Source organism: Streptomyces acidiscabies (genome assembly GCF_020010905.1).
GTDB lineage: Bacteria > Actinomycetota > Actinomycetes > Streptomycetales > Streptomycetaceae > Streptomyces > Streptomyces acidiscabies.
Genome location: NZ_JAGJBY010000001.1, coordinates 3904660 through 3927984 on the forward strand (window position 1 = coordinate 3904660; position 23325 = coordinate 3927984).

Sequence of the window (23325 nt, forward strand, 5' to 3'; positions counted from 1 at the left end):
GCAGGACCGGTCGCTGGGTGAAGGGGCGGGTGGGGCCCAGGCCGCCGCACACATCGGGGGCGTGCGGCGGCCGGTGCCGCGCCGGATGTCAGAGGGCGGGAGTTTCGCCCTGGGCTGCGGCGAGAGCCGCGTCGGTGTCCGCGGTGGCCAGCACGCTGTTGATGTGGGCGCCGGCCGCTGCGGCGGCGCGCGGCAAGGTCGGTGGCGTTGCCCGCCACCCAGACACCCGGCACCTCGGTGGCGCCAGCCATGCCGCAGGCGAAGCCGCGGCCCATGTCGTCGGGCAGGTCGTGCATCGGCAGCTTCAGGCCCTCCAGGCCCTCGGTACGGGCCTCCATCTGGGTGGCGACTGCGAGGACGCTGCGGGTCACGACATGGCCGTCGGCCAGGCGCACGCCGGCGACGGTGCCGTCCTCGTTGTTGACGACCTCCTGCACCGGGGTGTCGACGATGCGGATGCCGCGGGCCGCGAACCGGACGCGGGTGGCCTCATCCAGGTCAGTGTCCTGGGCGAAGAAGGTCAGATCCTCGGTCAACTGCCGAAACAGGAACGCATGGCCGATGGAGGCCGGGCCAGTGGCGAGGATGCCTATGGGCTCATCGCGCACCTCCCAGCCGTGGCAGTACGGGCAGTGCACCACACCCCGGCCCCAGTGCTCGGCGAGGCCAGGGACCTCGGGCAGTACATCCTTCAGGCCGGTGGCCACCAGGACCCGGCGCGCACTCATGCTCCGTCCGTCGGCCAAGGTGACGGTGAACCGCAGATCCCCGTCCGTCGCCAGAGCGGCGGGCTCGGCCGAGGTCACCTCACCGAAGACGACGCGCCCTCCGTACTGGCGCACCTGCTCCCGCCCCCGCCGAAGGAGCTCGGGCGGCGGGGTGCCGTCCAGGACGATGAATCCGTGCATGGCCTCGGCGGGCGCGTTGCGCGGGGAGCCGCTGTCGATCACGACGACCGAGCGGCGGGAGCGGGCGAGCATCAGCGCTCCGTTCAGCCCTGCGGCGCCCCCGCCGATCACCACCACATCGACGGTCCCCTCGGGCAGTGCGTCACTCGCGTACGGAGAAGTTGTCACAGCCATGGCCTCCTGCCTTTCCTCGTGCACTGGTCCCAGACGTTGCGGACCATCTGCACACGACGCTAAGTGGAGTTGCTTCATAGGCATACACTGTTGCCTATGAAGCAAGAAGATGGAGATCTGGACAGCCTCGTACGCAAACGCATCCGCGCCTTGCGGGTGGCGCAGGGCTGGTCCCTGGAGGAATTGGCCTCCCGCGCCCACCTCAGTCAGTCCTCCCTGAGCCGCATCGAGAACGGCCAGCGCCGCCTCGCACTGGATCAGCTGGTCACCCTCGCCCGCGCCCTGGACACCACGCTCGATCAGCTCGTGGAGACCGCCACCGACGACGTCGTCACCAGCCCGACAATCGACAGCACCCACGGTCGGATGCGTTGGACCATCAAGGCCGACCCCGGGATGAGCGTGGTGCGGCAGCGCATGACCGAACCGCCCCCCGAGAACCCGGCGCGCATGCGCGCCCACCCGGGGCGCGAATGGCTCGTCGTCCTGTCCGGCACCGCGATCCTCATGCTCGGCCACCGCCGCTTCCGCCTCGAGACCAACCAGGCCGCCGAGTTCCCCACGATGATGCCGCACGCGATCGGCGCCGACGGCGGACCCTGCGAGATCCTTGGCATCTTCGACCGCGACGCCCGCCGCGGCCACCAGGGCGACAGCGACGACGACACCCAAGGCGCTCCCGAGTGATCGTGAGGCAGCGCGACGGCCTTCCCTGGCGGTGACATCTTGCGCGTCGGGCAGCGCCCTCGACCATCATCTTGCGTAAACAGGGACACTTCGTGCTGCAGGAGCATACCCACCTTTAGTGTGAAGAGCATGAACCACGCACTCACCCACACCCCCGACCATGGCGCTTCGCACGGTCACCACCACGAGCACGCAATGGACGGCCAAGCGGAGATCCTCGACCTGGACGCCGAGGTCCTCGCCGAGCACACCGCCTCCATCACTGCATGGCTGCCGCTGCAGACCACCCCGCACCACATCGTGGACCTGGGCTGCGGCACGGGCGCGGGCACCTTCGCCCTCCTCAACCGCTTCCCCGACGCGCACGTCACCGCCGTCGACGCCTCCGCCGAACACCTGCAGCGCCTGCGCACCAAGGCGTGCACCCGCGGCGTCCAGGAGCGCGTACGCACCGTGCAGACCGACCTCGACGACCGCGCCTGGCCCGACCTCGGCTCACCGAACCTGGTCTGGGCATCGGCCTCGATGCACCACATGGCTCACCCCGACCGCGCACTGCGCAACGTCCACGACACGCTCGCGCCCGGCAGCCTGTTCGCCGTCGTCGAACTGGCCGGCCACCCCCGTTTCCTGCCCGAAAACGCCCCCGCGGACAGGCCCGGCCTGGAAGAGCGCGTCCACGCCGCCGCCGACCGCCGCCAAGCCGAACACATGCCCCACCGCGGCGCCGACTGGGGCCCGATGCTGACCGCCGCCGGATTCACCGTCGAGGGCGAACGCACCATCGCCGTGAACTTCGAAGGCTCGCGCAACGAAGCGATCGGCCGCTACGCCACCGGCGTCCTGCAGCGCATCCGCAGCGTCATCGCAGACAGATTCTCCCCCGAGGACCTCACCGCGCTCGACCAGCTCCTCGACACCAGCAGCCCGCACAGCATCGCGCGCCGCGACGACCTGACGGTACGCACCGAGCGCACCGTCTGGGCCGCCCGCCGCATCTAGTCCCGTACTTCGCGGGTCGTTGATTCGTATGGTCTGACCGGGCCGGGGGTGCCCTGGGCCGGTCGTGTGGCGTTGGGTGGGGTGTGTCGATGACTTCCCGGTCTCCGCGGCCTCGGTCTCAGCGTCAGCGCCTTGATGTGGTGGTGACGTCCGTGGTGACCAAGCGCCTGGGCGCCCTGCCTGTCGCTGCCGAGTTTCTGCGTCGGGTGGACGTCGCGGGGATCGTCGACGGGCTGCGGCCACCGGATTCGCGGGCGGACCTGACGCACGGCCAGGTCATCGATGTACTGGTGGCGAACCGGCTGACCGCTCCCGCGCCGCTGTTCCGCGTCGGGGACTGGGCGTACTCGTGTGAGGCCGTCAAGGGTCTTGGTGGAGGCCGATGCGTGTCCCGGCTGGTGCATCGACGGGTCTCATCGGTGTCGTGCTCGGGGCTTCGGCGATCAGTGGCGTTGTCGCGTCCGGCCGTGGCAGCAAAATGTCTCCTCAGGGACACCATCGGAACTCGAAGATGACCTCACCGGGCGATGCCTGGGACACGGTGGATGAGCGGCTGCGTTTCCTCGTGGCGAGGGTCGCGGCCTAGGCCGGACATGAACCCCAGCTGACCCGCTCCACCCTCCGTACGGAAGGGCCCACACGGACGTGCGGGCCCTTCCGCGTCATCCCCTACTTTTGCGGACGCACACGCCCTGGTGGGGCGTATCCCGCCTCCCCGGTGGGAGACGAGTGGGAGACAAGTGGGAGATGATCATGGCGTGGTGCTGCAATCAGGCGCTAGGAAATGCTAGACAACGCTACCTGCGCGGCCCTGGTTCAGCCGCCGGATTCGCCCGCGTGCGGGCTCAGCGCACCCATGCTGACCAGCACAATCACCACCACACCGAGCGCGATCCGGTAGTAGACGAACGGCATGAACGACTTGGTTGAAATAAATTTCATGAACCACGAGATCACGACGTAGCCGGTGACGAAGGCGATGCCGGTGGCGAAGATCGTGGGGCCCCAGGACACGTGGTCGCTCTCCAGCGCGTCCTTCGTCTCGAACAGGCCGGACGCGAGGACGGCCGGGATCGCGAGGAGGAACGAGTAGCGTGCGGCGGCCTCGCGCTTGTAGCCCATGAAGAGGCCGCCCGTGATGGTCGCGCCGGAGCGGGAGACGCCGGGGATGAGCGCGCAGGCCTGGCAGAGGCCGAAGATCAGGCCGTCCTTGACGCCGAGGTTCTCCAGGGCCTTGCGCTGCTTGGGCGCGCGGTGCCTGCGGTCGGCCTCGTCGCGGGCGGCGAGCCGGTCGGCGACACCCATGACGACGCCGATGACGATGAGCATCGTCGCGGTGATCCGCAGATCGCGGAACGGGCCCTCGATCTGGTCCTTGAGGGTGAGCCCCAGGACGCCGATCGGGATCGAGCCGACGATGACGAGCCAGCCCATCTTCGCGTCGTGGTCGGAGCGCATCTCCTTCTTGAAGAGCGACTTGGACCAGGCCCCGATGATCCGCCCGATGTCCTTGCGGAAGTAGATCAGCACCGCCGCTTCCGTACCGATCTGGGTGATCGCCGTGAACGCGGCACCGGGGTCCTCCCAGCCGGAGAACGCCGCGGTGAGCCGCAGGTGCGCGCTGGAGGAGACGGGGAGGAACTCGGTCAGCCCCTGGACGAGTCCGAGGATGAGGGATTCAAACCAAGACATGAGGTTACGGAGTCCAAGTGGCGATCGGGAACAGACGAGGAACGCGGCTGCGACGGCTGCCGGCGACAGGGCAGCGTGCCGCGCGCGGAGATCAACGGGTGCAGGGGGCAGCGTAGCGTCCCGCGCGGACAGGCCCGGCACAGGGGCCGCACGGACAGCCCGTGCGATGGTCGTACCAGCGCGCCCGTCCGCCCCTTCTCGCCCCCTTTGACCTGTTGACCCACCCTGCCACCGACGCATACGTTGCTGGCGAGAGAAAGCGCTTGCTGCGGAGGTTGATGCCGTCTCCCGCTCGCGCGTACGGCCGCCAGACCGAGGAGTGCTGATCACCCCCATGCCCCCGACCGCTCCCCTCACCGGCCGAAGGATCCGCGTGGCCGTCATCGGCACCGGCGCCATCGCCCGCGGCTCCCACCTCCCCGCGCTCCAGGAACTCGCCGCCGAGGGCGAGGTCGAGGTCGTCGCGGCCGTCGACATCGATGCCGGCGCCGTCGAGAAGTTCTGTACGGAGAACGGCGTCCCGCATCCGTACACCGACCTGGAGCTGATGCTCGCCGAGCAGCGCCCCGACCTCGTCACCATCTGTACCCCTCCCACCCTGCACCGCGCCCAGAGCCAGGCCGCGCTGCGCGGTGGCGCCTGGGTGCTGTGCGAGAAGCCGCCCGTCCTCACCCTTGCCGAGTACGACGCCGTCGCCGCCGAGGAAGGCACGGAGACGGGTCCCTACTCCTCCATCGTTTTCCAGCACCGTTTCGGTTCTGGCACCCGGCACATTCGTCGCCTCCTCGCCGAGAAGGCGCTCGGCCGGCCGCTCGTCGTCCACTGCCAGACCACCTGGTACCGCGACACCGCGTACTACGCCGTCCCCTGGCGCGGGCGCTGGGCCACCGAGGGCGGCGGGCCCGCGATGGGACACGGCATCCACCAGATGGACCTCATGCTCGATCTGCTCGGGCCCTGGAGCGAGGTCCGCGCGATGGCCGGACGGCTCGTGCACGACGTCGAGACCGAGGACGTCTCCACCGCGCTCGTGCGGTTCGAGAACGGCGCGATGGCGACCGTCGTCAACAGCGTCCTCAGCCCCGACGAGGTCAGCCGTATCCGCATCGACTGCGAGCGCGCGACCGTCGAACTCGTCCACCTCTACGGGCACTCCAACGCGAACTGGCGCATCACCCCCGCGCCCGGCGTCTTGGAGGAGGAACTCGCCGACTGGCTCGACTTCGGTACGGACGTGCCGAGTTCGCACCTCGAACAGCTCCGGGAACTCGTCGCCAGCATGCGTGCCGGTGAACGGCCGCGGCTCAGTGGCGAGGAGGGGCGCGCGAGCCTCGAACTCATCAGCGCCCTCTACAAGTCGGCGTTCACCGACGTCACCGTCCGGCGCGGCGAGATCGGTTCCGGTGACCCGTACTACACCGCCCTGCACGGCGACGCGGCCGGCTGGGCGCCCGAGGAGGGGTCCGCGTGAGCGAGGAACTGCGGGTCGTCCACGCGCACGGTGACCACATCACCGTCACCGAGCCCGTCACCGGCGTCGAACTCCTCTCGTACGTCTACCGTGCCGAGGCCGACTGGGAGGCGCCCAAGCCGTACCTCCACCCCCTGCGCACGCTCGCCGGCGACGTCGTCACCGACTACCGGCCCAACGACCACCGGTGGCACAAGGGGCTCTCGCTGACCGCCTCGCACCTCTCCGGCGCGAACCTCTGGGGCGGCAACTCCTATGTCCACGGCGAGGGTTACCTCGCGCTCCCCGAACGCGTCGGGTCCATGCGGCACGTCGCCTTCGACGAGGTGTCCGCCGACGCCGGGCGCGTCGTCATCGCCGAGCGGCTCACCTGGCATCCGTACGACGGTGAGCTGTGGGCCGAGGAGACGCGGCGCGTCGAGATCCACGACGTCGACCTCGACTCCCGGTCCTGGGCACTGACTTGGACCAGCGCCATCACCAACCGGCGTACAGAACCTCTGCTGTTCGGGAGCCCCACCACCGCCGGGCGTGAAATGGCCGGGTACACCGGGCTGTTCTGGCGCGGGCCCCGTGCCTTCCGGGACGGGCGCATCATCGGGCCCGACGGGGAGGGGCCCGAACTCATGGGTACGCAAGGGGAATGGCTCGCGCTCTCCGGTGAGCACGACGGGGCCGACGGGTACGCGACGGTCGTCTTCGCCCACGCTCCCGAGAACGCCGGCGGGCATCCCGCGCACTGGTTCGTCCGCAACGAGCCCTTCGCCGCGATCGCTCCCTCCTGGGCCTTCTACGAGGAACTGGAGCTGCCGCCGGGGGAGACGCTGACCCGCCGCTACCGTGTCGTCGTCGCCGACGGGGCCTGGGAGCGGGACGATATCGCCAAGTACCTTGAGGGGCGGCCCTGGTGAGTGGTTTCGCGGGGTTGCCGGGTGGGGTCGGGGTGTCGCGGCTGTGCGTGTACGACTGGCCTGCCGCCGACGGGCTCTCCGGCGGAACTCCCCATATGCATCTGGCCTGTTCGGAGGGGTACGTCGTGACCGGCGGCCGGGGTGCGGTCCAGTCCCTGACGTCGTCCGGCTACGAGGTCACCCCCCTGACGCCGGGCACGATCGCCTGGTTCACGCCCGGCACGATCCACCGCCTCGTCAACGAGGACGACCTCCAGATCGCCGTCCTCATGCAGAACAGCGGGCTCCCGGAGGCGGGGGACGCGGTCCTGACGCTGCCCCCCGAGTACCTGACGGACCCCGACACGTACGCCTCGGTGACCCGCATCCCGGTGGACGCGCCGCGCGAGGAACAGGAGCAAGTAGCCCGCAAACGCCGGGACTTGGCACTGGAGGGCTACCGGGTCCTGCGCGAGTCCCCCGACGCCCTGGCCGCCTTCCATACGTCCGCCGCAGCTCTGGTCCGGCCTCGCTTGGGGGAGTGGCGGGAGCGCTGGGAGCGGGGGGCGCTGGCGGCGGCCCAGGCCACGGGGGACCAGCTCGATCGGCTCGGGCGGGGGGATGCCTCGCACTTGCGTGACGCGGTCGTGCGGGCTGAACAGCCGTCCGAGGAGGGGAAGTTCGGGATGTGCGGACGGTTGGACGTGTACAAGCTGGAGGCGTGAGGGGCTCGGGGGCCGGGGTCCGGCAGAATCCCGGCCCATGACTACCGACTGGGCCCAGCTCACCCACGCCTACGGTTCCGCCGCCGACACCCCCGGCCTCTTCGCCCGCCTCGACGGCGGTCCCGGTGACAAGGACGTCTGGGCCGACCTCTGGTCGTCCCTCTGCCACCAAGGGACCGTCTACGACGCGAGTTTCGCTGCCCTCCCCCTGCTCACCGACATCGCCACGGGCCGCTCGCCCGGAGCCCGCAACGAAGCGCTCCTCATGGCCGGGCTCGTCGTCGGCGCGGGCGGGGCTGACGAACGGAAGCTGTACGAGGCCCAGATCGCCGAACTCCTCCCCGTGGCCCGGGACTTCCTCGCCGGCATACCGGCGGACGCGCCCGGCGACTTCGTCTACCACCTCCAAGGGCTCCTCGCCTTCGAGGGCGTCCCCTTCTGGTCGACCGAACTGGAGCTGCTGCTGGAGGAGTTCGAGGTCGCTTGTCCCGAGTGCGGGGACCAGTGGGCCACGTCGGTGGGGGAGGACCACGAGGACTTCGGCGTCGAACTCCTCGCGGCGGATCCCGCCGAACTCTCCGACACCGGCGCCCGGTTGCACACCCTGGCGCTCCAGGGTGGGCAGGGCGAACTGGCGGTGTCGCTGACTCGGCTCTTCGGGTGGGCCCGTTGCGGTGAGTGCGAGGCGGTGTTCGGGGTGGCTGAAGCGCTGGTTGATTAGGGCGTCGCCAGGAACATCGGAGTGTTACGCCACCGGTCCCGCCACCGTCCACCCCGGCGACTCCGAGTGGTGGGTCATGTCCGCTTCCGTCACCTTCACGCCGCACTCCCGGCAGGTGACCGCCGGGAGGAGTTCGTGGCCGCAGGTGTGTTCTACGACCATCGGGCGGTTGGTGTCGTGGCGTAGGTGGTGGTCGCCCCAGGCCATCAGCGTGAGGAGGATCGGGCCCAGGTCCAGGCCCGCGCGGGTGGGGTGGTACTCGTGGCGGCGGGGGCGGTCCGAGTAGGTGTGTTTGGTGAGGATGCCCTCGTCCACCAGGCGGCGCAGGCGGGACGACAGGACGTCCCTGGGGGCGCCGATGTTGCGGGCCAGTTGGTCGAAGCGGCCGTTGCCCAGGAGGACCTCGCGGATGATCAGGAGGGTGTACTTCTCGCCGACGAGGGACAGAGCGTCGGCGATGGAACAGGGGCGGGGGTCCTTGGGGGCGGGCATGTGGTCCAGTTTAGGTGAAGGTTTGGATTTCCAACTTAGCTGGTCAGGGACGCCATTCTGGAGTTAGTGTGGGTTTGGATTTCAAACTGACTCCCCGTGGAGGCACCTCATGCGCGACGCCGTCATCGTCGAAGCCGTCCGCACCCCCGTCGGCAAGGGCAAACCCGGCGGCTCCCTCTCCCACGTCCACCCCGTCGACCTCCTCGCCCACACCCTGCGCACCCTCGTCGACCGCACCGGCATAGACCCCGCGCTCGTGGACGACGTCATCGGCGGCACGGTCGACCAGGTCGGCGAGCAGGCGATGAACACGACCCGGTACGCCGCCCTCGCCGCCGGTCTCCCCGAGTCCGTGCCGGCGACGACGGTGGACCGGCAGTGCGGCTCCTCCCAGCAGGCCGTGCACTTCGCCGCGCAGGGCGTGCTGGCGGGCGCGTACGACCTGGTCGTGGCCTGCGGCGTCGAGTCGATGAGCCGCGTACCGATGTGGTCGAACGTCCCGGAGGGCAAGGACCCCTTCGGCCCGGGGATCGCCCGGCGCTACCCTGAGGGCCTCGTCCCGCAGGGCGTCAGCGCGGAGCTGATCGCCGCGAAGTGGTCCCTCACGCGCGCGCGGATGGACGAGTTCGCCGCGTCCTCGCACCACAAGGCCGCCGACGCCTGGGCACGGGGCCGTTTCGACGCCGAGGTCGCCCCGCTGGACGACGCCGTGCGCGACGAGTCCGTACGACCCGGCACGACCCCCGAGATCCTCGCCGGTCTCAAGCCCGCCTACTACGACCCCGCCTTTGCCGAACGCTTCCCGCAGATCGAGTGGAACGTCACCGCGGGCAACGCCAGCCCGGTCAACGACGGCGCGAGCGCGGTCCTGATCGCCGGCGCCGACACGGCCGTACGCCTCGGCCTGCGCCCCCTCGCGCGCCTGCGCGACTTCGCCGTCACCGGCTCCGACCCCCTGCTCATGCTGACCGGCGTCATCCCCGCGACGGAGAAGGTGCTGCGCCGGGCCGGGCTCGACCTCGGGGACATCGATCTGTTCGAGGTCAACGAGGCGTTCGCCAGTGTCGTCCTCGCCTGGCAGCAGGAGACCGGCGCGGACCTCGCGAAGGTCAACGTCAACGGGGGTGCGATCGCGCTCGGGCATCCGCTCGGGGCCAGCGGGACACGGCTGACGACGACGCTGGTGCACGCGATGCGGGAGCGCGGGGCGCGGTACGGGTTGCAGACCATGTGCGAGGCGGGGGGACTGGCCAACGCGATGATCCTGGAGGCCGTATGAAACCTCCGTATGAGAACTACTTCCCCCGCAGGTGATGCCTCTTCCGCCACGCCACCACCGCACCCGCCACCGACGGCAACGCGATAGCCGCGACGGCGATCAGGAACACCGGCGACGTGGGCGACGAGGCCCGCGCCCCCGCGACGACGTACGCGGCCGTGTTCGGCACCGACCCCACCGCCGTCGCGAACAGGAACGGGAACCAGCCGATACGGGAGACGGCGGCGCCGTAGTTGGCCAGCCAGAACGGCATCCCGGGGAAGAGGCGCGCGGCGAGCATCGACCGCAGACCGTGCCGGCTCAGCTGACCGTCCGCCGCCTTCAGGAGCCGCCCCCGCAGCAGGGGCCGCAGCGCGTCCTGCCCCAGCACCCGCCCGAGCCCGAACGCCACGCCCGCGCCGAGCACCGTACCCGCGAGCGTTGTGACGAGCCCCACCTCCCAGCCGAACAGCGCGCCCGCCGCGAGGTTCAGCAGCGGCCGGGGTACGAACGCGACCGTGCACAGCCCGTACGCGACCGTGAACACGGCGGCGGCCGACGCGCCCGTGAGGTGCGGCGGCCAGCCGTCCTGGAGGAGTCTCTGCGGCTCGAACAGCAGCACGCTCGCCCCGGCCGCCGCGAGCAGCACGACCAGCAGGAAGAGGCGCGACCACGGGGACAGCAGCCGCGTGCCGAGGGACACCGGCACGACGAGTTCGGGGGTGACCGGGGGAGCGGCCGTGGCGGTGCCGCCAGAGCGGGTGGTGGCATCGAGCATTCCGTGACGGTAGCCCACGGAGCTGTCTGATCGCCGTATGGGTCTTCTCACCGGGACGGCCCTGAACGGCGCGGCGCGGAAAACCGTTCGACGTACGACGTTCCTTCGACGAGGATCGAGACATGTTCCGGTACGCCTTCCACCTCGCAGCATCCGCAGTCGCGGATGCGCCGAAGGCTGCCGTCCCCCATTTCACGGCCGCTGTCGACGGCGCCCGAAGCTGACCCTCCCCGGAAAGTCCGGCGAACCCCGCAGGGGGAGGGTCGGACGGTCGATCGGGGTTCCCTTCTTTTCCCACGGACACGCTTCGAGGTACAGCCATGCCCAAGACCGCGTACGTACGCACCAAGCCGCATCTCAACATCGGCACGATGGGTCACGTCGACCACGGCAAGACCACGCTCACCGCCGCCATCACCAAGGTCCTCGCCGACCGCGGCACCGGCACGTTCGTGCCGTTCGACCGCATCGACCGCGCCCCCGAGGAGGCCGCCCGCGGCATCACCATCAACATCTCGCACGTCGAGTACGAGACCGACACGCGCCACTACGCGCACGTCGACATGCCCGGTCACGCCGACTTCATCAAGAACATGATCACCGGCGCGGCGCAGCTCGACGGGGCGATCCTCGTCGTCTCCGCGCTCGACGGGATCATGCCGCAGACCGCCGAACACGTGTTGCTGGCCCGGCAGGTTGGGGTCGACCACATCGTGGTCGCGCTCAACAAGGCCGACGGCGCCGACGAAGAGCTCATCGAACTGGTCGAGTTGGAGGTTCGGGACCTTCTCACGACTCATGGGTACGGGGGTGACAGCGCGCCCGTCGTCCGGGTGTCCGGGCTCAAGGCCCTTGAGGGGGAGCCCCGTTGGGTTGCCTCCGTCGAGGCTCTGCTCGACGCGGTCGACACGTACGTGCCTATGCCGGAGCGGTACCTCGACGCGCCGTTTCTGCTGTCCGTCGAGAACGTGCTGACCATCACCGGGCGCGGGACCGTTGTCACCGGGGCTGTTGAGCGGGGGACCGTTCGAGTTGGTGACCGGGTCGAAGTGCTCGGTGCGGAGGTCGACACGGTTGTCATCGGCGTGGAGACCTTCGGGAAGCCGATGGATGAGGCGCAGGCCGGGGACAATGTCGCCTTGCTGCTGCGGGGAGTTGCTCGGGACTCCGTTCGGCGGGGGCATGTTGTCGCGGCGCCGGGGAGTGTGGTGCCTCGGCGGAGGTTCACTGCGCAGGTTTATGTGCTTTCGGCTCGTGAAGGGGGGCGTACGACGCCTGTTTCTTCCGGGTACCGGCCGCAGTTCTATATCCGTACGGCGGATGTGGTGGGGGACGTCGACCTTGGTGAGGTTGCCGTTGCGCGGCCGGGGGAGCGGGTTGACATGACCGTCGAGTTGGGGCGGGATGTGCCGTTGGAGGACGGTCTGGGGTTCGCCATTCGTGAGGGTGGCAGGACCGTGGGGGCTGGGACTATCACCGCCGTGTTGGGTTAGGTGAGTGGGGGACTGCGGGCCGTTTGTGGCTGGTCGCGCAGTTCCCCGCGCCCCTAAAAGACACGCAGCACCAGGCACAATGGAGGGGTGAACCCCGAGCCCATCCCCGTCTTCCGGTCCGTCGATCATGGGTTTGCCAAGCTCATGCCTGACGTTGATCGGGAGCGGGCCTGGTTGCTCACCGTCGATGACGCTCCTCAGTCGTACGTCGATCTCGACGAGCCCGAGCACCTTGAGTTCGAGTACGTCCGTCGGCTTGGGCACGCGCTCGATGTTCTTGTCGAGCCTGAGGACGTCGTCCATCTCGGTGGTGGTGCGCTCACCCTGCCCCGCTATCTCGCCGTCACGCGGCCCGGGTGTCGGCAACACGTCGTCGAGTTCGATCGGGGGCTTCTAGACCTCGTCGTCGAGCAACTTCCCCTTCCTGAAGGGGACTTCAGCCTTCACGCCGCCGATGCTCGGGAGTGGCTCGCGTCGGCGCCGGACTCCTCCGCCGATGTCATCGTCGCCGACGTTTTTGGCGGGTCCCGGGTGCCTGCGCAAGTGACGTCCACCGGGTACGTCCGTGAGGTCGCCCGCGTTCTCCGTCCCGACGGCGTCTATCTCGCCAACCTCGCCGACTCCGCCCCCTTCGGCTTCCTGCGTTCTCAACTCGCCGGGTTCGCCGAGGTGTTCGAGGAGCTGGCGGTGGTCGCGGAGCCGGCGGTGTTGCGGGGGAGGCGGTTCGGGAACGTCGTTCTTATTGGTTCGCGGCAGCCTCTCGACCTGGTCGCGCTGGCCCGGCGTACCGCCTCCGACGCGTTTCCCGCGCGGGTTGAACACGGGCCCGGTGTGCGGAAGTTGATCGGCGATGCGCGGCCCGTGCCGGACGCGGAAGCCGTTGCCTCACCCGAGCCGCCCGACGGCGCTTTCGGGGTCGGGTGACTCAACAGGCGTACGGCGTCTGAGGTTTCGTACGTCCGGGATGAACAGGACCGCCGCTGTCACCGCGACGATCAGCACCGAGCAGCCCCAGAGCGCGGAGGTCCGGCCGAACGCCGTTTCCGCCGGGCCCGCCAGGGCCAGCGCCAACGGGACCAGGGCGACCGAGCCGAACCAGTCGTAGGCGGCGACCCGGGAGAGTTTGTCCTCCGGGATCTCCTGGTGGACGACGGTCATCCAGCTGACGCCGAAGGTCTCCACCGTCAGGCCGCTGAGGAACATCACCGCGCAGAGGACGGCGATCGGTGCCGGGACCGCCAGGGCGGCCGAGGGGAGGGCGAGCGGGAAGACGGCCAACGTGCCGACCAGGAGCGGGCGTTGAGGGTGCCAGCGGATCATGAGGAGGGCGCCGACGACCGTGCCCGCGCCGAAGAAGCCGAGGGCCAGGCCCCAGGGGGCGGCGCCGCCGAGGTGGTCGCGGGCGACCAGGGGGCCGTAGACCGAATCCGCCGCTCCCACCAGGGCGTTGGCGATCGAGAACTGGAGGACGATGCCCCACAGCCAAGGGCGGCTGCTGAACTCCTGCCAGCCTTCGCGGAGGTCCGCCAACAGGCCCTGGGCCTCGCCGCGTTGAGGGATGTGACTGACGTCCAGGAACGCCCGGAGCGCGCCCGCGACGGCGAAGGCCGCCGAGTCCGCCGCGAGGACCCAGCCGGGGCCGACCGCCGCGACCATGAGGCCGCCGAGCGCCGCGCCGCCGAGGGCCGCGCCCTGCATCGACATCCGGAACACCGCGAACGCTCGGCCTGCATGCTCGCCGGAGACCGTGGACAGGAGCATCCCCTCGGCCGCCGGGTTGAAGAACGCCTGGCCGGTGCCGCCGAGTGCGCTGAGCAGCATCATCTGCCACAGCTTCGGTTCGCCGAGCAGGACGAGCGCGGCGAACGCTCCCTGCGAGAGGAAGTTGAGCGTGTTCGCGGCGACCATCACGCGGTGGCGGGGGAGACGGTCCGCTACCGCGCCGCCGATCAGCAGGAACAGGACCAGCGGGAGGGTGCGGGCCGCCGCGACCAGGCCCACGTCACCGCCGTCGCCGCCGGTGCCGAGCACGGCGAACGCGGCGGCGATCAGGGCGCCTTGGGCACCGAGGTTCGTGACGAACGTGGCGGTGGTGAGGAGGGTGTAGTTGCGGCCGGCCCAGGCGGGTCTGCGGATGCGGGGGGAGGCGGCTCGGGTCACCGGGTGACTATCGCGGCTGGGTATGCAGGCCGACAAACGGATTATCGGCCTGCGTCACCATCCCCTCGTGCAGTGCGGTCAGCCCTCCACCGGATCCCCGTGCAACCGCACCGTGCTCAGAATCTTCATGATCGTCGCGTCCGGCACCTCGTCCTTGACCCCCTTCGCCGTGGACAGCGTCCACGACACGAAGTCGCCCTTCGAGTTCTTGAACCCGAACGTGATCGCCTTGCCGTCCGCCGCGCACTTCCCCTTCGTGGGGTTGTTCGCGGACCGCGCCCACCCGTAACTGCCCGCGATCCCGGCGGCGGTGGTGTACGGCGTCCCCTTCTTGTCGAAGGTGATGCTCTTCTTGTCGGGGTTGGTGTACCCGCCGAACACCCACCACGCGGGCGTGTTCACGGCGATCTCGTCGGTGTTCTTCGCCCCGGACGCGCCCTTCGTGCCGGTCACGCCGAGCCGCGAGTCGCTGGTCTTGCCGTCCTTGTCGGGGTCGGACGTGCACCACTTCGGCTTCAGCGCGGCGGCGCCGGACATGATGACCGAGTCGTAGCCGGTGGGCTTGGTCTTGTCCTCCCACTCGTAGCCGAGCGCGGTGCCGGGGGGCTGCACCTCCCACTCGGGCGGCACGTCGAACGCGGTGCCCCACTTGGGGTTGACGACGACCTTCCACCCCGCGACCGTCGGCTTCTCCTCGCTGTCACCGCTGCGCGGGTTGGACCCGGCGTCGGTGGACACGGACGGTGTCGGCGTCGGCGAGGCGGAGGCGCTCGTGTCGCTCTTCTTCGCCTCGTTCTTCGTCCCGCCGTCGTCGCCGAGCACCACGAACCCGGTCACCGCTGCGGTCAGCACGACCGCCGACGCGGAGACGATCGCGACGAGCTTCGTCCGGTTACGGCCACCGCCACCGCCTCCCGACGGCGCCTGCGGACCGCCCACGGCGGTCGGCGCACCCCAACCGGGCTGCTGCGCATAGGGGTTGGGCTGCTGAGCCCCAGGCTGCGGGTAACCGGGCTGCGGGTACCCCGGCTGGGCCGGACCGGGCTGCGGAGCCCCCGGCTGCTGGGCACCGGGCTGCTGGTACCCGCCCTGCTGATACGGATTGCCCTGCTGGAAGCCCGGCTGCTGATACGGATTGTTCTGCGCCTGCGGGTTCTGCTCTCCCCCGGGCGGCTGCTGTCCTTGCCACATGCGGAGAAACCCTAGTGGCGCCGGGGTCGCCTTTCGGCCACCACCCCCGGACGCTCACGGTTCGATCACGACTCGGACGGTTCGTACGCCCGTACCACCCTGGCCGCCGTTCGCTACTCGTGGGTAACATCGCGCCCATGAGCGCTGACCAGAAAACCCTCGGCGAGCAGCTCGCCGCCACCGTCCCCTTGGTCCGGACCCTCGGCCTGGAGTTCCTGGAGACCAGCCGGGAGCGGGCCGTCCTCGCCCTCCCGGACCAGGGCGCCTTCCACAACCACGTCGGCGGCCCGCACGCCGGCGCGATGTTCACCCTCGGCGAGTCCGCGAGCGGCGCCATCGTCCTCGCGGCCTTCGGCGACCAGCTCTCCCGCGCGGTCCCCCTCGCGGTCAGCGCCCAGATCGCGTACAAGAAACTCGCGATGGGCCGCGTCACCGCCACCGCCACCCTCGGCCGCCCGGCCACCGAGGTCATCGCCGAACTCGACGAGGGCGGACGCCCCGAGTTCCCCGTCACGATCGAGATCCAGCGCGAGGACGGCGCGGTGACCGGCGAGATGACGGTCGTCTGGACGCTACGCCCCAACAACTGACGCCGTACGACGCCGGAGGGGCCCCGAGCCGGACCCCTCCGCCGTCTCAGGCCGCCAGCCGCTTCCCCCCGACCCCCTCCCCGAACCCGGCGACGAACTCCTTCAGCCACGCGATGAACTCCGGCCCGAGATCGTCCCGCGCGCACGCCAGCCGCACCACCGTCCGCAAGTAGTCCGCCTTGTCGCCGGTGTCGTAGCGCAGCCCCTCGAAGATCACGCCGTGCACCGTGCCGCCCGCCGCGAGTTCCTGGAGTGCGTCGGTGAGCTGGATCTCGCCGCCCCGGCCGGGCGGGGTGCGCTCCAGGACGCCGAAGACGGCCGGGTCGAGGACGTACCGCCCGATCACGGCGTACCGGCTGGGCGCGTCCTCGCGCGCCGGCTTCTCGACGAGGCCCGTCACGCGGACGACGCCGTCCTCGCCGGTCGGCTCCACGGCCGCGCAGCCGTACAGATGGACCTGCTCCGCCGGTACCTCCATGAGCGCGACGACGCTCCCCTCGTACCGCTCGCGGACCTCCAGCATCTCGGTGAGCAGGTTCTCGCGGGCGTCGATCAGGTCGTCGCCGAGCAGGACCGCGAAGGGCTGGTCGCCGACGTGGTGCTTCGCGCACAGGACCGCGTGGCCGAGGCCGAGGGGGTCGCCCTGACGGATGTGGTGGATGTCGGCGAGCCGGGCCGGGTCGCGCACGGCGTCCAGGCGGACGGTGTCGCCCTTTGCGGAGAGGGCCTGCTCCAGCTCGAAGGCGTGGTCGAAGTGGTCCTCGATCGCGCGCTTGTGGCGGCCGGTCACCATCAGGACGTCGTCGAGACCGGCCGCTGCGGCCTCCTCCACGACGTACTGGATGGCCGGCTTGTCGACGACCGGGAGCATCTCCTTCGGGGTCGCCTTCGTCGCCGGCAGGAAGCGGGTGCCGAGGCCGGCGGCCGGGACGACGGCTTTGCGGACGGTGGGCGCGGGGCGGCGGGGGGTGGTCATGCGGCCATGCTGGACCGCCGGTTTGGGAGTACGCCGAGAGCCGGATCGGAGAAACCTGTGGATCCGCGCCGGGGTGGATGCGGAACGAGCGGCGAACGACGGGCCGCCGTACGGAGGTTGAAGATTTCGTGTGCCATCCACCGAGGTGCGCGCACAAGTTGAGGTCCGCCTTCCGGGAGCGTGGCGGAAGTTTTCGAATGCCGGTGCGGATACCGGCGGTAACTTATCTGAAATTACGGCTGTTTGAACTTCGGTCATCCGAACTTCTTGTTTCCAATGAGGCGTATGTGCGAAGGTAAGCGTCCCTTAAGGGGGGCCGGTTCAGGCCAAGCGAGCTGATCCGGCCACAGGTACGCACCAATCACGCACCTGCTTTTCCGGCGCGCCCTTTTCCGTGGGCCGGCGCCGGCTTGGAAGGAAATGGTTCCGTGCAGTCGCCCAACCCACCCCGTCCGCCCTATCCGCCCCGTCCCGGCCGGCACCCCGGCGACTCGGACCGCGACCTCGTGGCCCAGATCGGCGCGGCCGGCGACGGGAGTTCCCGCGCCGTCGCCCTGCTGCTCGCCCGGCACTGGCGCGCCACCCACGAGTACGCGGCGATCTGTCTCGCCGCCCGGGGCCAGTCCCCGCAACTCGTGGCCGCGGCGGCCTTCCATCGTGTACTCGGCCGGCTCGCCGCGGGCCGTACCGGCGGCGCGCTGCGTCCCCAATTCCTCGTCGCCGTACGGGACATCGTGCGGGAATGGGCCGGAGCCGACGCCGTACCCGCCGCGCTGCCGGAACTCGGCAAGACCGTCGGCGGGCGGGGCCTCAGGGCCTCCCGGGCCGGTACGCCGGAAAGGCGGAAACTCGCGGAAGCAGCTTTCCGATCACTGCCCGCCGCCTCTCAATGCCTCTTGTGGCACGCGGAAGTGGAAGCCGAGCCCATATCCATACCCGCTGGTCTGCTGGGTGTCGACGAGTTGACGGCGGGCGCCGGGCTGCGGGAGGCGCGGACCCAATTCCGGACCGCCTGCGTGCGCGCGCACCGCGAACTCGCGCCGTCCGACCGATGCCGGTTCTACAACCGGCTCCTCGATGTGCCGCTGCGGCGGGGCGGGTCCCTGCTGCCCGATGTCCGTGATCATCTCGCCGAGTGCCGGTACTGCCGGCATGCCGCCGAGCAACTCAGCTTCTTCGACGACGCGTTGGACATTCTGCTGGCGGAGACCGTGCTGGGGTGGGGTGGGCGGCGGTATCTCGAATCGCGGGCCGGGCGGGGTGGGGGCGGCCATGGGGTCGCCGCGACGCCGGTCCACAGCGGGAGGCACCGGAGCGCCAGGATCGTCGATCTCGCCGGGCGGCGGGCCAAGGCCGTGCTCATCGGGGCGGGGGTGACCTCACTCGTGCTCATCGGGAGCGTGCTGGTCGGGTCGGGGTGGTCCGGCGGGGGGAACGGGCCGGGGCCGCAGGTCACTTGGGGTGCGCCCGTCGGGGGGCCCGGCTTCGCCGCGGCGTCGGGGAGCGCCGAGCCGTCCGCCTCCGGTGCCGCGTCGCCCGCGTCCGTCGAGCAGCAGCCTGCCGAGATCGCCCACGGGCGGTTGTTCGCGCCGTCCGCCGGGCTCTGCATGGACAGCGAGGGCGGGCAGGTCGGGGACGGGGCGCGCGCCGTGCTGGCCGACTGTTCCGCCGCCGCCTCGCAGCAGTGGTCGTACCGGGCGGACGGGTTGCTGCGGAGTGCTTCCTCGCCGACCCTCTGCCTGGCCGCCGATGCCGATGGGCATCAGGGGGCGGCCGTTCTCGCCGGGTGCGTCGTGCACTCCGGGGAGGTGTTCTTCGATCTGACCGTGCGGGGGGAGTTGTTGCTGCGGCGCAGTGGGGGGCTGGTGGTGGCGCCGGGGGAGAGCCGGGAGGGGATGGGGGTCGTGGTGACCCGGCGGGACGGGTCCGCCGGGCAGCGGTGGGTGTTCGACTCGCCCGCCGGGACCTCCGGTCAGGTGACTCCCGGGCCGTCCGGTGGGACGGCTCCGGACACGGGGCGGCCCCAGGTGGGGCCGGAAGGGAAGGGGTCCGGGGGGTCGCAGGGTTCGGAGGGGGATTCTGCGGCTCCCGGGGCTTCTTCCGGAGGGGCCGGTGGGTCCGGTGCGAGTGGTGGGGCGGGTGCGCAGGGCGGGTCCGAGGGGGGTGGCGGGGATGAGGCTCCGCGCTATCGCACTCGGGTGGTCCAGGTCGGGGCGCCCGGGACGGTGGACTCGGGCTCGGGCCAGGGTTGGGGTTCGGCTCCGGCCTCGCTTCCCGATTCGGTGAGCGGGGTGGTGGAGCGGGTGACCTCGACCGTGCGGGAGCCGGTAGGGAAGCTCGCGGGGCAGGTTTCCGCGGTGGTCGGGCGGGCGTCCGGGGTCACGGGGCAGGTTCCCGTGGTGGCCAGGCGGGCGTCCGGGGACGTGGGGCAGGCCCCCGTCGTGGCCGGGCAGGCGTCCAAGGGCGTCGGGCAGGTGGCCGACGTGCTCGGCGGGCTGACGCGCGGGGTGGCCAAGGGCTGACGGGGCGAGGGGCGGGGTGGTTCGGCGGGTTCGTGGTGTGTCCGGCTGATCGTCGGGCCGGTGTCGGCGCATAGTGCCGTGCAAGGTCCGACGATCAGCTTCGACGCCCTGCCCGACGCCCCCGCCCTGAAGGAATCGCGCCCTCATGCCCTCCCCTCTCTCCCGGCGTACCCTCCTCACCCTGCTGGCCGTCTCCGGGTTCGCCTCCCTCGCGGCCGGTGAGGAAGAGGGGGCGGCCGTGGCCGACAGTCGCGTCGACAGCCTCGTACCCCGTCTCACCCTCGACGAGAAGCTCAGCCTCCTGCACGGCGCCCCCGACCCCGACCCCCTCGGGCAGGCCGGCTACCTCCCCGGCGTACCCCGGCTCGGCATTCCGCCCCTGCGGCTCGCCGACGGGCCGGCCGGGGTGAGGGTCGCCGCGAGCGCCACCGCGCTGCCCGCGCCCGTGCTGCTCGCCTCCGCCTTCGATCCGGATCTCGCGCGCCGGTACGGGCAGGTCATCGGGCGTGAGGGGCGGGCGCTCGGGCAGGACGTGCTGCTGTCGCCGATGGTCAACCTGCTGCGCACCCCGTACGGGGGCCGGAACTTCGAGACGTTCACCGAGGATCCGCTGCTCGCCGCCGACCTCGTCGCCGCCGAGATCGAGGGCATCCAGGGCGAGGGGCTGATCGCCACCGTCAAGCACTTCGCGCTGAACAACCAGGAGGCGAACCGCGAGAACATCGACGTCAGGGTCGACGAACAGACGCTGTACGAAGTCGAGTTGCGCGGTTTCGAAGCCGCCGTCGCCGCACGCGTCGGCTGTGTCATGGGCGCCTACAACAAGGTCGACGGCACCTACGCCTGCGAGAACGAGCGCCTCCTCACCGGCGTCCTGCGCGACCGCTGGGACTTCACCGGCTGGGTCATGACCGACTGGAACGCCGCGCACAGCACCGCCGCCTCCCTGCGGGCCGGGCTCGACATGGAGATGCCGGACGGGGCGTACTTCGGGGCCGCGCTGAAGGCGGCGGTCGCGAGCGGGGAGGTGCCGGAGGCGTACGTCGACCGGGCGGTACGGCGGGTACTCGCCGTACGGGAGCGGTTCGGGCACTTCGACGGAGCCGTACGGCCCGCGCGGGACGCCGAGGCGGGCGCGGCCGTCGCACTGGAGGTCGCCAAGGCGGGGGCGACCCTGCTGCGCAACGAGCGGGGGACCCTGCCGCTGCGGGCCGGTGAATCGGTCGCGGTGATCGGGGCCAGCGCCGACTACCCGTTCGTCAGCGGCGGGGGCAGCGCGCATGTCGTGAGCGCGGGGGCACAGAGCCCGCTCAAGGCGATCGAGCGGCGGATGGGGAACGTGACGTACGCGCTCGGGGAGGACCTGTTCGGGAAGGACATGGTGCCGGGGGTGTTCACCGGCGAGGGCGAGCACACGTTCGTCCTGCACTTCACCGGCTCTCCCGTCGAACGGCCGAAAGTCCTCCTCGACGGCGAGGAACTCTTCCCGCTCGCCCCCGGCTGGAGCGAGTACTTCGTCGGCGGCCTCACGACCACCGCCCCCGACGGCTTCACCGTCCGCCGCGCCACCCGGCACCTCGCACCCGGCGAACACACCCTCAAGATCACCGGCGGACAGCGCTTCCGCCTCCGGCACATCACGGAAGCGACCCGCGCGCGGGACGTCGCCGAAGCCGTGGCCGTGGCCCGCGCCGCCGACCAGGTCGTCCTGTTCGCGTACGAGGACGCCACCGAGTCCCTCGACCGCACGACCCTCGCCCTCCCCGGCAACCAGGAGCGCCTGATCGAGGCGGTGACGCAGGCCAACCCGCGTACGACCGTCGTCCTGAACACGTCCTCCGCGACGGCCATGCCGTGGCTGGAGCGGACCGGCGCCGTGCTCCAGATGTACTACCCCGGCCAGGAGGGCGCCGCCGCGACGGCCGCCGTCCTCGCCGGGGACTGCGACGCGGGCGGACGGCTCACCCAGTCGTTCCCCGTCGACGACACGCACCACCCCGTCGCCGGGGACGCGCGGCGCTACCCCGGTGCGGACGGGGTCGTCGAGTACTCGGAGGGCGTGCACACGGGCTACCGGTGGTACGACGCGCAGGGCGTGCGCCCCCTGTTCCCCTTCGGGCACGGGCTGTCGTACACGTCGTTCGCGTACACCGACCTCGCGGTGGACGCCGACGGGCGGGGTATCGGCGTGGAGTTCACGGTCGTCAACACGGGCGGGCGGGACGGGGTGGACGTGCCGCAGGTGTACGTGGGTCCCTCGCCGGACGTCGCCCTCGCGCAGCCCGTGCGGGTGCTGGCCGGGTACCGGCGGGTGGCGCTGCGGGTGGGGGAGCGGCGGCGGGTCCGGGTGGAGGTGGCGGCGCGGACGCTGTCGTCGTGGGACGCCGGGGAGGGGCGGTGGGTGCTGGGGACGGGGGTGCGGACGGTGTGGGTGGGGGCGTCTGCGGGGGAGTTGAGGCTGAGGGGGCGGGCGGAGGTGTGAGGGTCAGTTCGTGCAGACGTCCTTGAGGTGTTCGGCGGCTCGGTCGATCTCCGTGGAGTCGGGGGAGTCGCCGTCGAGGATGTCGCGGTTGTAGTCCTGGATCGCGCGGTTCAGGTCGTCCACCGCCTTGTCGGCCTTGCTGCCGTCCCAGTCCTTCTCGTGGTTGGTCGTGTCCGCGTTGGACAGGCAGTCGGAGGCGTCGCCCCACTCGCAGCCGGTGAGCAGGGTGGCCGACAGGGCAACGACGGCCGCGGCCGAGGCGAGGGTGGCGAGGCGGCGGTGGCGGAGCATGATCACGGAGGAGCCCTTCGGTCGGTGGTGCTCCTTACGATCCCGTCGGCCGGGGGCCCGCACGAGGGAGCGCGCACCCGGACCCGAGGTGTAGCCCGCTACACCCCGCGCGTTCGGTAGGCTCGCGGAGTTCGTCGACGTCCAACGGAAGGAACCCGGCGGTGCACGTCCAGGAGTGGCTCGACTCGGTGCCCCCGGCCGCCGTATACGCCGTGGTGGGGCTGGTCATCGGCCTGGAGAGCCTCGGCATCCCGCTGCCCGGCGAGATCATCCTCGTCTCGGCCGCGCTGCTCTCCTCCCAGCACGCGGGGGTCAACCCGATCATCCTCGGCGCCTGCGCGACCGTCGGCGCCGTCGTCGGTGACTCCATCGGCTACGCGATCGGCCGCAAGGGCGGACGGCCGCTGCTCGCCTGGCTCGGCAAGAAGTTCCCCCGCCACTTCGGCGCCGGGCACATCGCGACCGCCGAGCGCTCCTTCGAGAAGTGGGGCATGTGGGCGGTCTTCTTCGGCCGCTTCATCGCCCTGCTGCGGATCTTCGCCGGGCCCCTCGCGGGGGTGCTGCACATGCCGTACTGGAAGTTCCTCACGGCGAACGTCCTCGGCGGGATCGTCTGGGCCGGGGGCACCACCGCCGTCATCTACTACGTCGGGATCGTCGCCGAGGACTGGCTGAAGCGGTTCTCGTGGCTGGGGCTGGTCCTCGCGCTGCTCATCGGGGTCACGTCGATGCTGGTGCTGAAGCGGAAGGCGAAGAAGGCGCAGGCGCAGGGGGATGCGGAGGGTGCGGAGCCGGTGCCTGCGGCGGAGTGAGGGCGCGTGC

20 protein-coding genes and 1 pseudogene are annotated in these 23325 nt (G+C 70.9%); 13 read left to right on the top strand and 8 right to left on the bottom strand.

From position 1 onward, the window contains the following. Nucleotides 1–88: 88 nt before the first annotated feature. Nucleotides 89–1082 (bottom strand): annotated as a pseudogene (locus J8M50_RS18080) (NAD(P)/FAD-dependent oxidoreductase). A gap of 96 nt (nt 1083–1178) precedes the next feature. Between J8M50_RS18080 and J8M50_RS18085 the strand changes: the two are divergent. After that, on the top strand, nt 1179–1769 hold the full coding sequence (locus J8M50_RS18085) for a helix-turn-helix domain-containing protein (RefSeq protein WP_010354046.1): 591 nt from the start codon (nt 1179–1181) through the stop codon (nt 1767–1769). Between the two features lie 129 nt (nt 1770–1898). Beyond that, nucleotides 1899–2771 carry a class I SAM-dependent methyltransferase gene (locus J8M50_RS18090; RefSeq protein ID WP_029183901.1) on the top strand — a complete coding sequence of 291 codons (873 nt, stop codon included), beginning with the start codon at nt 1899–1901 and terminating at the stop codon, nt 2769–2771. An 816-nt stretch (nt 2772–3587) separates the two neighbouring features. On the opposite strand, the gene J8M50_RS18100 is transcribed toward J8M50_RS18090, so the two are convergent. Further along, nucleotides 3588–4463 (bottom strand): undecaprenyl-diphosphate phosphatase, encoded by an 876-nt coding sequence (locus J8M50_RS18100; RefSeq protein ID WP_010354043.1) that lies wholly within the window; start codon nt 4461–4463, stop codon nt 3588–3590. 334 nt (nt 4464–4797) lie between these two features. Here J8M50_RS18100 and J8M50_RS18105 point away from each other — a divergent pair, with 334 nt between their 5' ends. From J8M50_RS18105 to J8M50_RS18120, 4 genes are read left to right on the top strand one after another with little or no spacing between them, the layout of a single operon-like run. Continuing rightward, nucleotides 4798–5934 (top strand): Gfo/Idh/MocA family protein, encoded by a 1137-nt coding sequence (locus J8M50_RS18105; RefSeq protein WP_010354042.1) that lies wholly within the window; start codon nt 4798–4800, stop codon nt 5932–5934. Continuing rightward, on the top strand, nt 5931–6845 hold the full coding sequence (locus J8M50_RS18110; RefSeq protein ID WP_010354041.1) for a DUF6807 domain-containing protein: 915 nt from the start codon (nt 5931–5933) through the stop codon (nt 6843–6845). The genes J8M50_RS18105 and J8M50_RS18110 overlap by 4 nt, the downstream gene beginning before the upstream one ends. After that, entirely contained in the window at nt 6839–7549 is a 711-nt protein-coding gene (locus tag J8M50_RS18115) for a cupin domain-containing protein (protein ID WP_029183900.1), read from the top strand. The genes J8M50_RS18110 and J8M50_RS18115 overlap by 7 nt, the downstream gene beginning before the upstream one ends. Before the next feature lie 37 nt (nt 7550–7586). After that, nucleotides 7587–8270, top strand: a complete 684-nt coding sequence (locus J8M50_RS18120; protein ID WP_010354038.1) for a hypothetical protein — start codon at nt 7587–7589, stop codon at nt 8268–8270. Between the two features lie 24 nt (nt 8271–8294). On the opposite strand, the gene J8M50_RS18125 is transcribed toward J8M50_RS18120, so the two are convergent. After that, nucleotides 8295–8762, bottom strand: a complete 468-nt coding sequence (locus J8M50_RS18125; protein WP_010354035.1) for a winged helix-turn-helix transcriptional regulator — start codon at nt 8760–8762, stop codon at nt 8295–8297. Between the two features lie 109 nt (nt 8763–8871). Between J8M50_RS18125 and J8M50_RS18130 the strand changes: the two genes are divergently transcribed. Further along, nucleotides 8872–10041: a thiolase family protein gene (locus J8M50_RS18130; protein WP_010354033.1), complete on the top strand. Its 1170-nt coding sequence runs from the start codon at nt 8872–8874 to the stop codon at nt 10039–10041. Nucleotides 10042–10057: 16 nt separating this feature from the next. On the opposite strand, the gene J8M50_RS18135 is transcribed toward J8M50_RS18130, so the two are convergent. Beyond that, nucleotides 10058–10798 (bottom strand): TVP38/TMEM64 family protein, encoded by a 741-nt coding sequence (locus J8M50_RS18135; protein WP_010354032.1) that lies wholly within the window; start codon nt 10796–10798, stop codon nt 10058–10060. Nucleotides 10799–11118: 320 nt separating this feature from the next. On the opposite strand from J8M50_RS18135, the gene tuf reads away from it, so the two are divergent. Both tuf and J8M50_RS18145 read left to right on the top strand, forming a co-directional pair. Further along, nucleotides 11119–12291, top strand: a complete 1173-nt coding sequence (gene tuf / locus J8M50_RS18140) for an elongation factor Tu (RefSeq protein ID WP_010354031.1) — start codon at nt 11119–11121, stop codon at nt 12289–12291. 144 nt (nt 12292–12435) lie between these two features. Further along, nucleotides 12436–13215 carry a spermidine synthase gene (locus J8M50_RS18145; RefSeq protein ID WP_050987229.1) on the top strand — a complete coding sequence of 260 codons (780 nt, stop codon included), beginning with the start codon at nt 12436–12438 and terminating at the stop codon, nt 13213–13215. Here J8M50_RS18145 and J8M50_RS18150 read toward each other — a convergent pair. Then, a complete protein-coding gene (locus J8M50_RS18150) occupies nt 13177–14451 on the bottom strand; it encodes an MFS transporter (RefSeq protein WP_010354029.1) in 1275 nt (424 codons plus the stop codon). The two genes, J8M50_RS18145 and J8M50_RS18150, sit on opposite strands and share 39 nt — an antisense overlap. 78 nt (nt 14452–14529) lie before the next feature. Then, a complete protein-coding gene (locus J8M50_RS18155; RefSeq protein WP_029183899.1) occupies nt 14530–15642 on the bottom strand; it encodes a DUF8017 domain-containing protein in 1113 nt (370 codons plus the stop codon). Nucleotides 15643–15779: 137 nt separating this feature from the next. On the opposite strand from J8M50_RS18155, the gene J8M50_RS18160 reads away from it, so the two are divergent. Continuing rightward, nucleotides 15780–16232, top strand: coding sequence for a DUF4442 domain-containing protein (locus J8M50_RS18160; RefSeq protein WP_010354027.1), 453 nt, complete (start codon nt 15780–15782; stop codon nt 16230–16232). Nucleotides 16233–16278: 46 nt separating this feature from the next. Here J8M50_RS18160 and galU read toward each other — a convergent pair whose 3' ends face one another. Continuing rightward, complete coding sequence (gene galU, locus J8M50_RS18165) at nt 16279–17208, bottom strand: UTP--glucose-1-phosphate uridylyltransferase GalU (protein WP_010354026.1); 930 nt, start codon at nt 17206–17208, stop codon at nt 16279–16281. Between the two features lie 428 nt (nt 17209–17636). Between galU and J8M50_RS18170 the strand changes: the two genes are divergently transcribed. Further along, nucleotides 17637–19730, top strand: a complete 2094-nt coding sequence (locus J8M50_RS18170; RefSeq protein WP_010354025.1) for an RICIN domain-containing protein — start codon at nt 17637–17639, stop codon at nt 19728–19730. Between the two features lie 145 nt (nt 19731–19875). Continuing rightward, the gene (locus tag J8M50_RS18175) at nt 19876–22212 is read left to right on the top strand and encodes a beta-glucosidase family protein (protein ID WP_010354024.1); all 2337 of its coding nucleotides are present in this window, start codon (nt 19876–19878) and stop codon (nt 22210–22212) included. 3 nt (nt 22213–22215) lie between these two features. Here the strand turns inward: J8M50_RS18175 and J8M50_RS18180 are convergent, their stop codons facing one another. After that, nucleotides 22216–22503, bottom strand: a complete 288-nt coding sequence (locus J8M50_RS18180) for a hypothetical protein (RefSeq protein ID WP_040836612.1) — start codon at nt 22501–22503, stop codon at nt 22216–22218. A gap of 161 nt (nt 22504–22664) precedes the next feature. On the opposite strand from J8M50_RS18180, the gene J8M50_RS18185 reads away from it, so the two are divergent. After that, on the top strand, nt 22665–23315 hold the full coding sequence (locus tag J8M50_RS18185; RefSeq protein WP_010354022.1) for a DedA family protein: 651 nt from the start codon (nt 22665–22667) through the stop codon (nt 23313–23315). Nucleotides 23316–23325 lie beyond the last annotated feature (10 nt).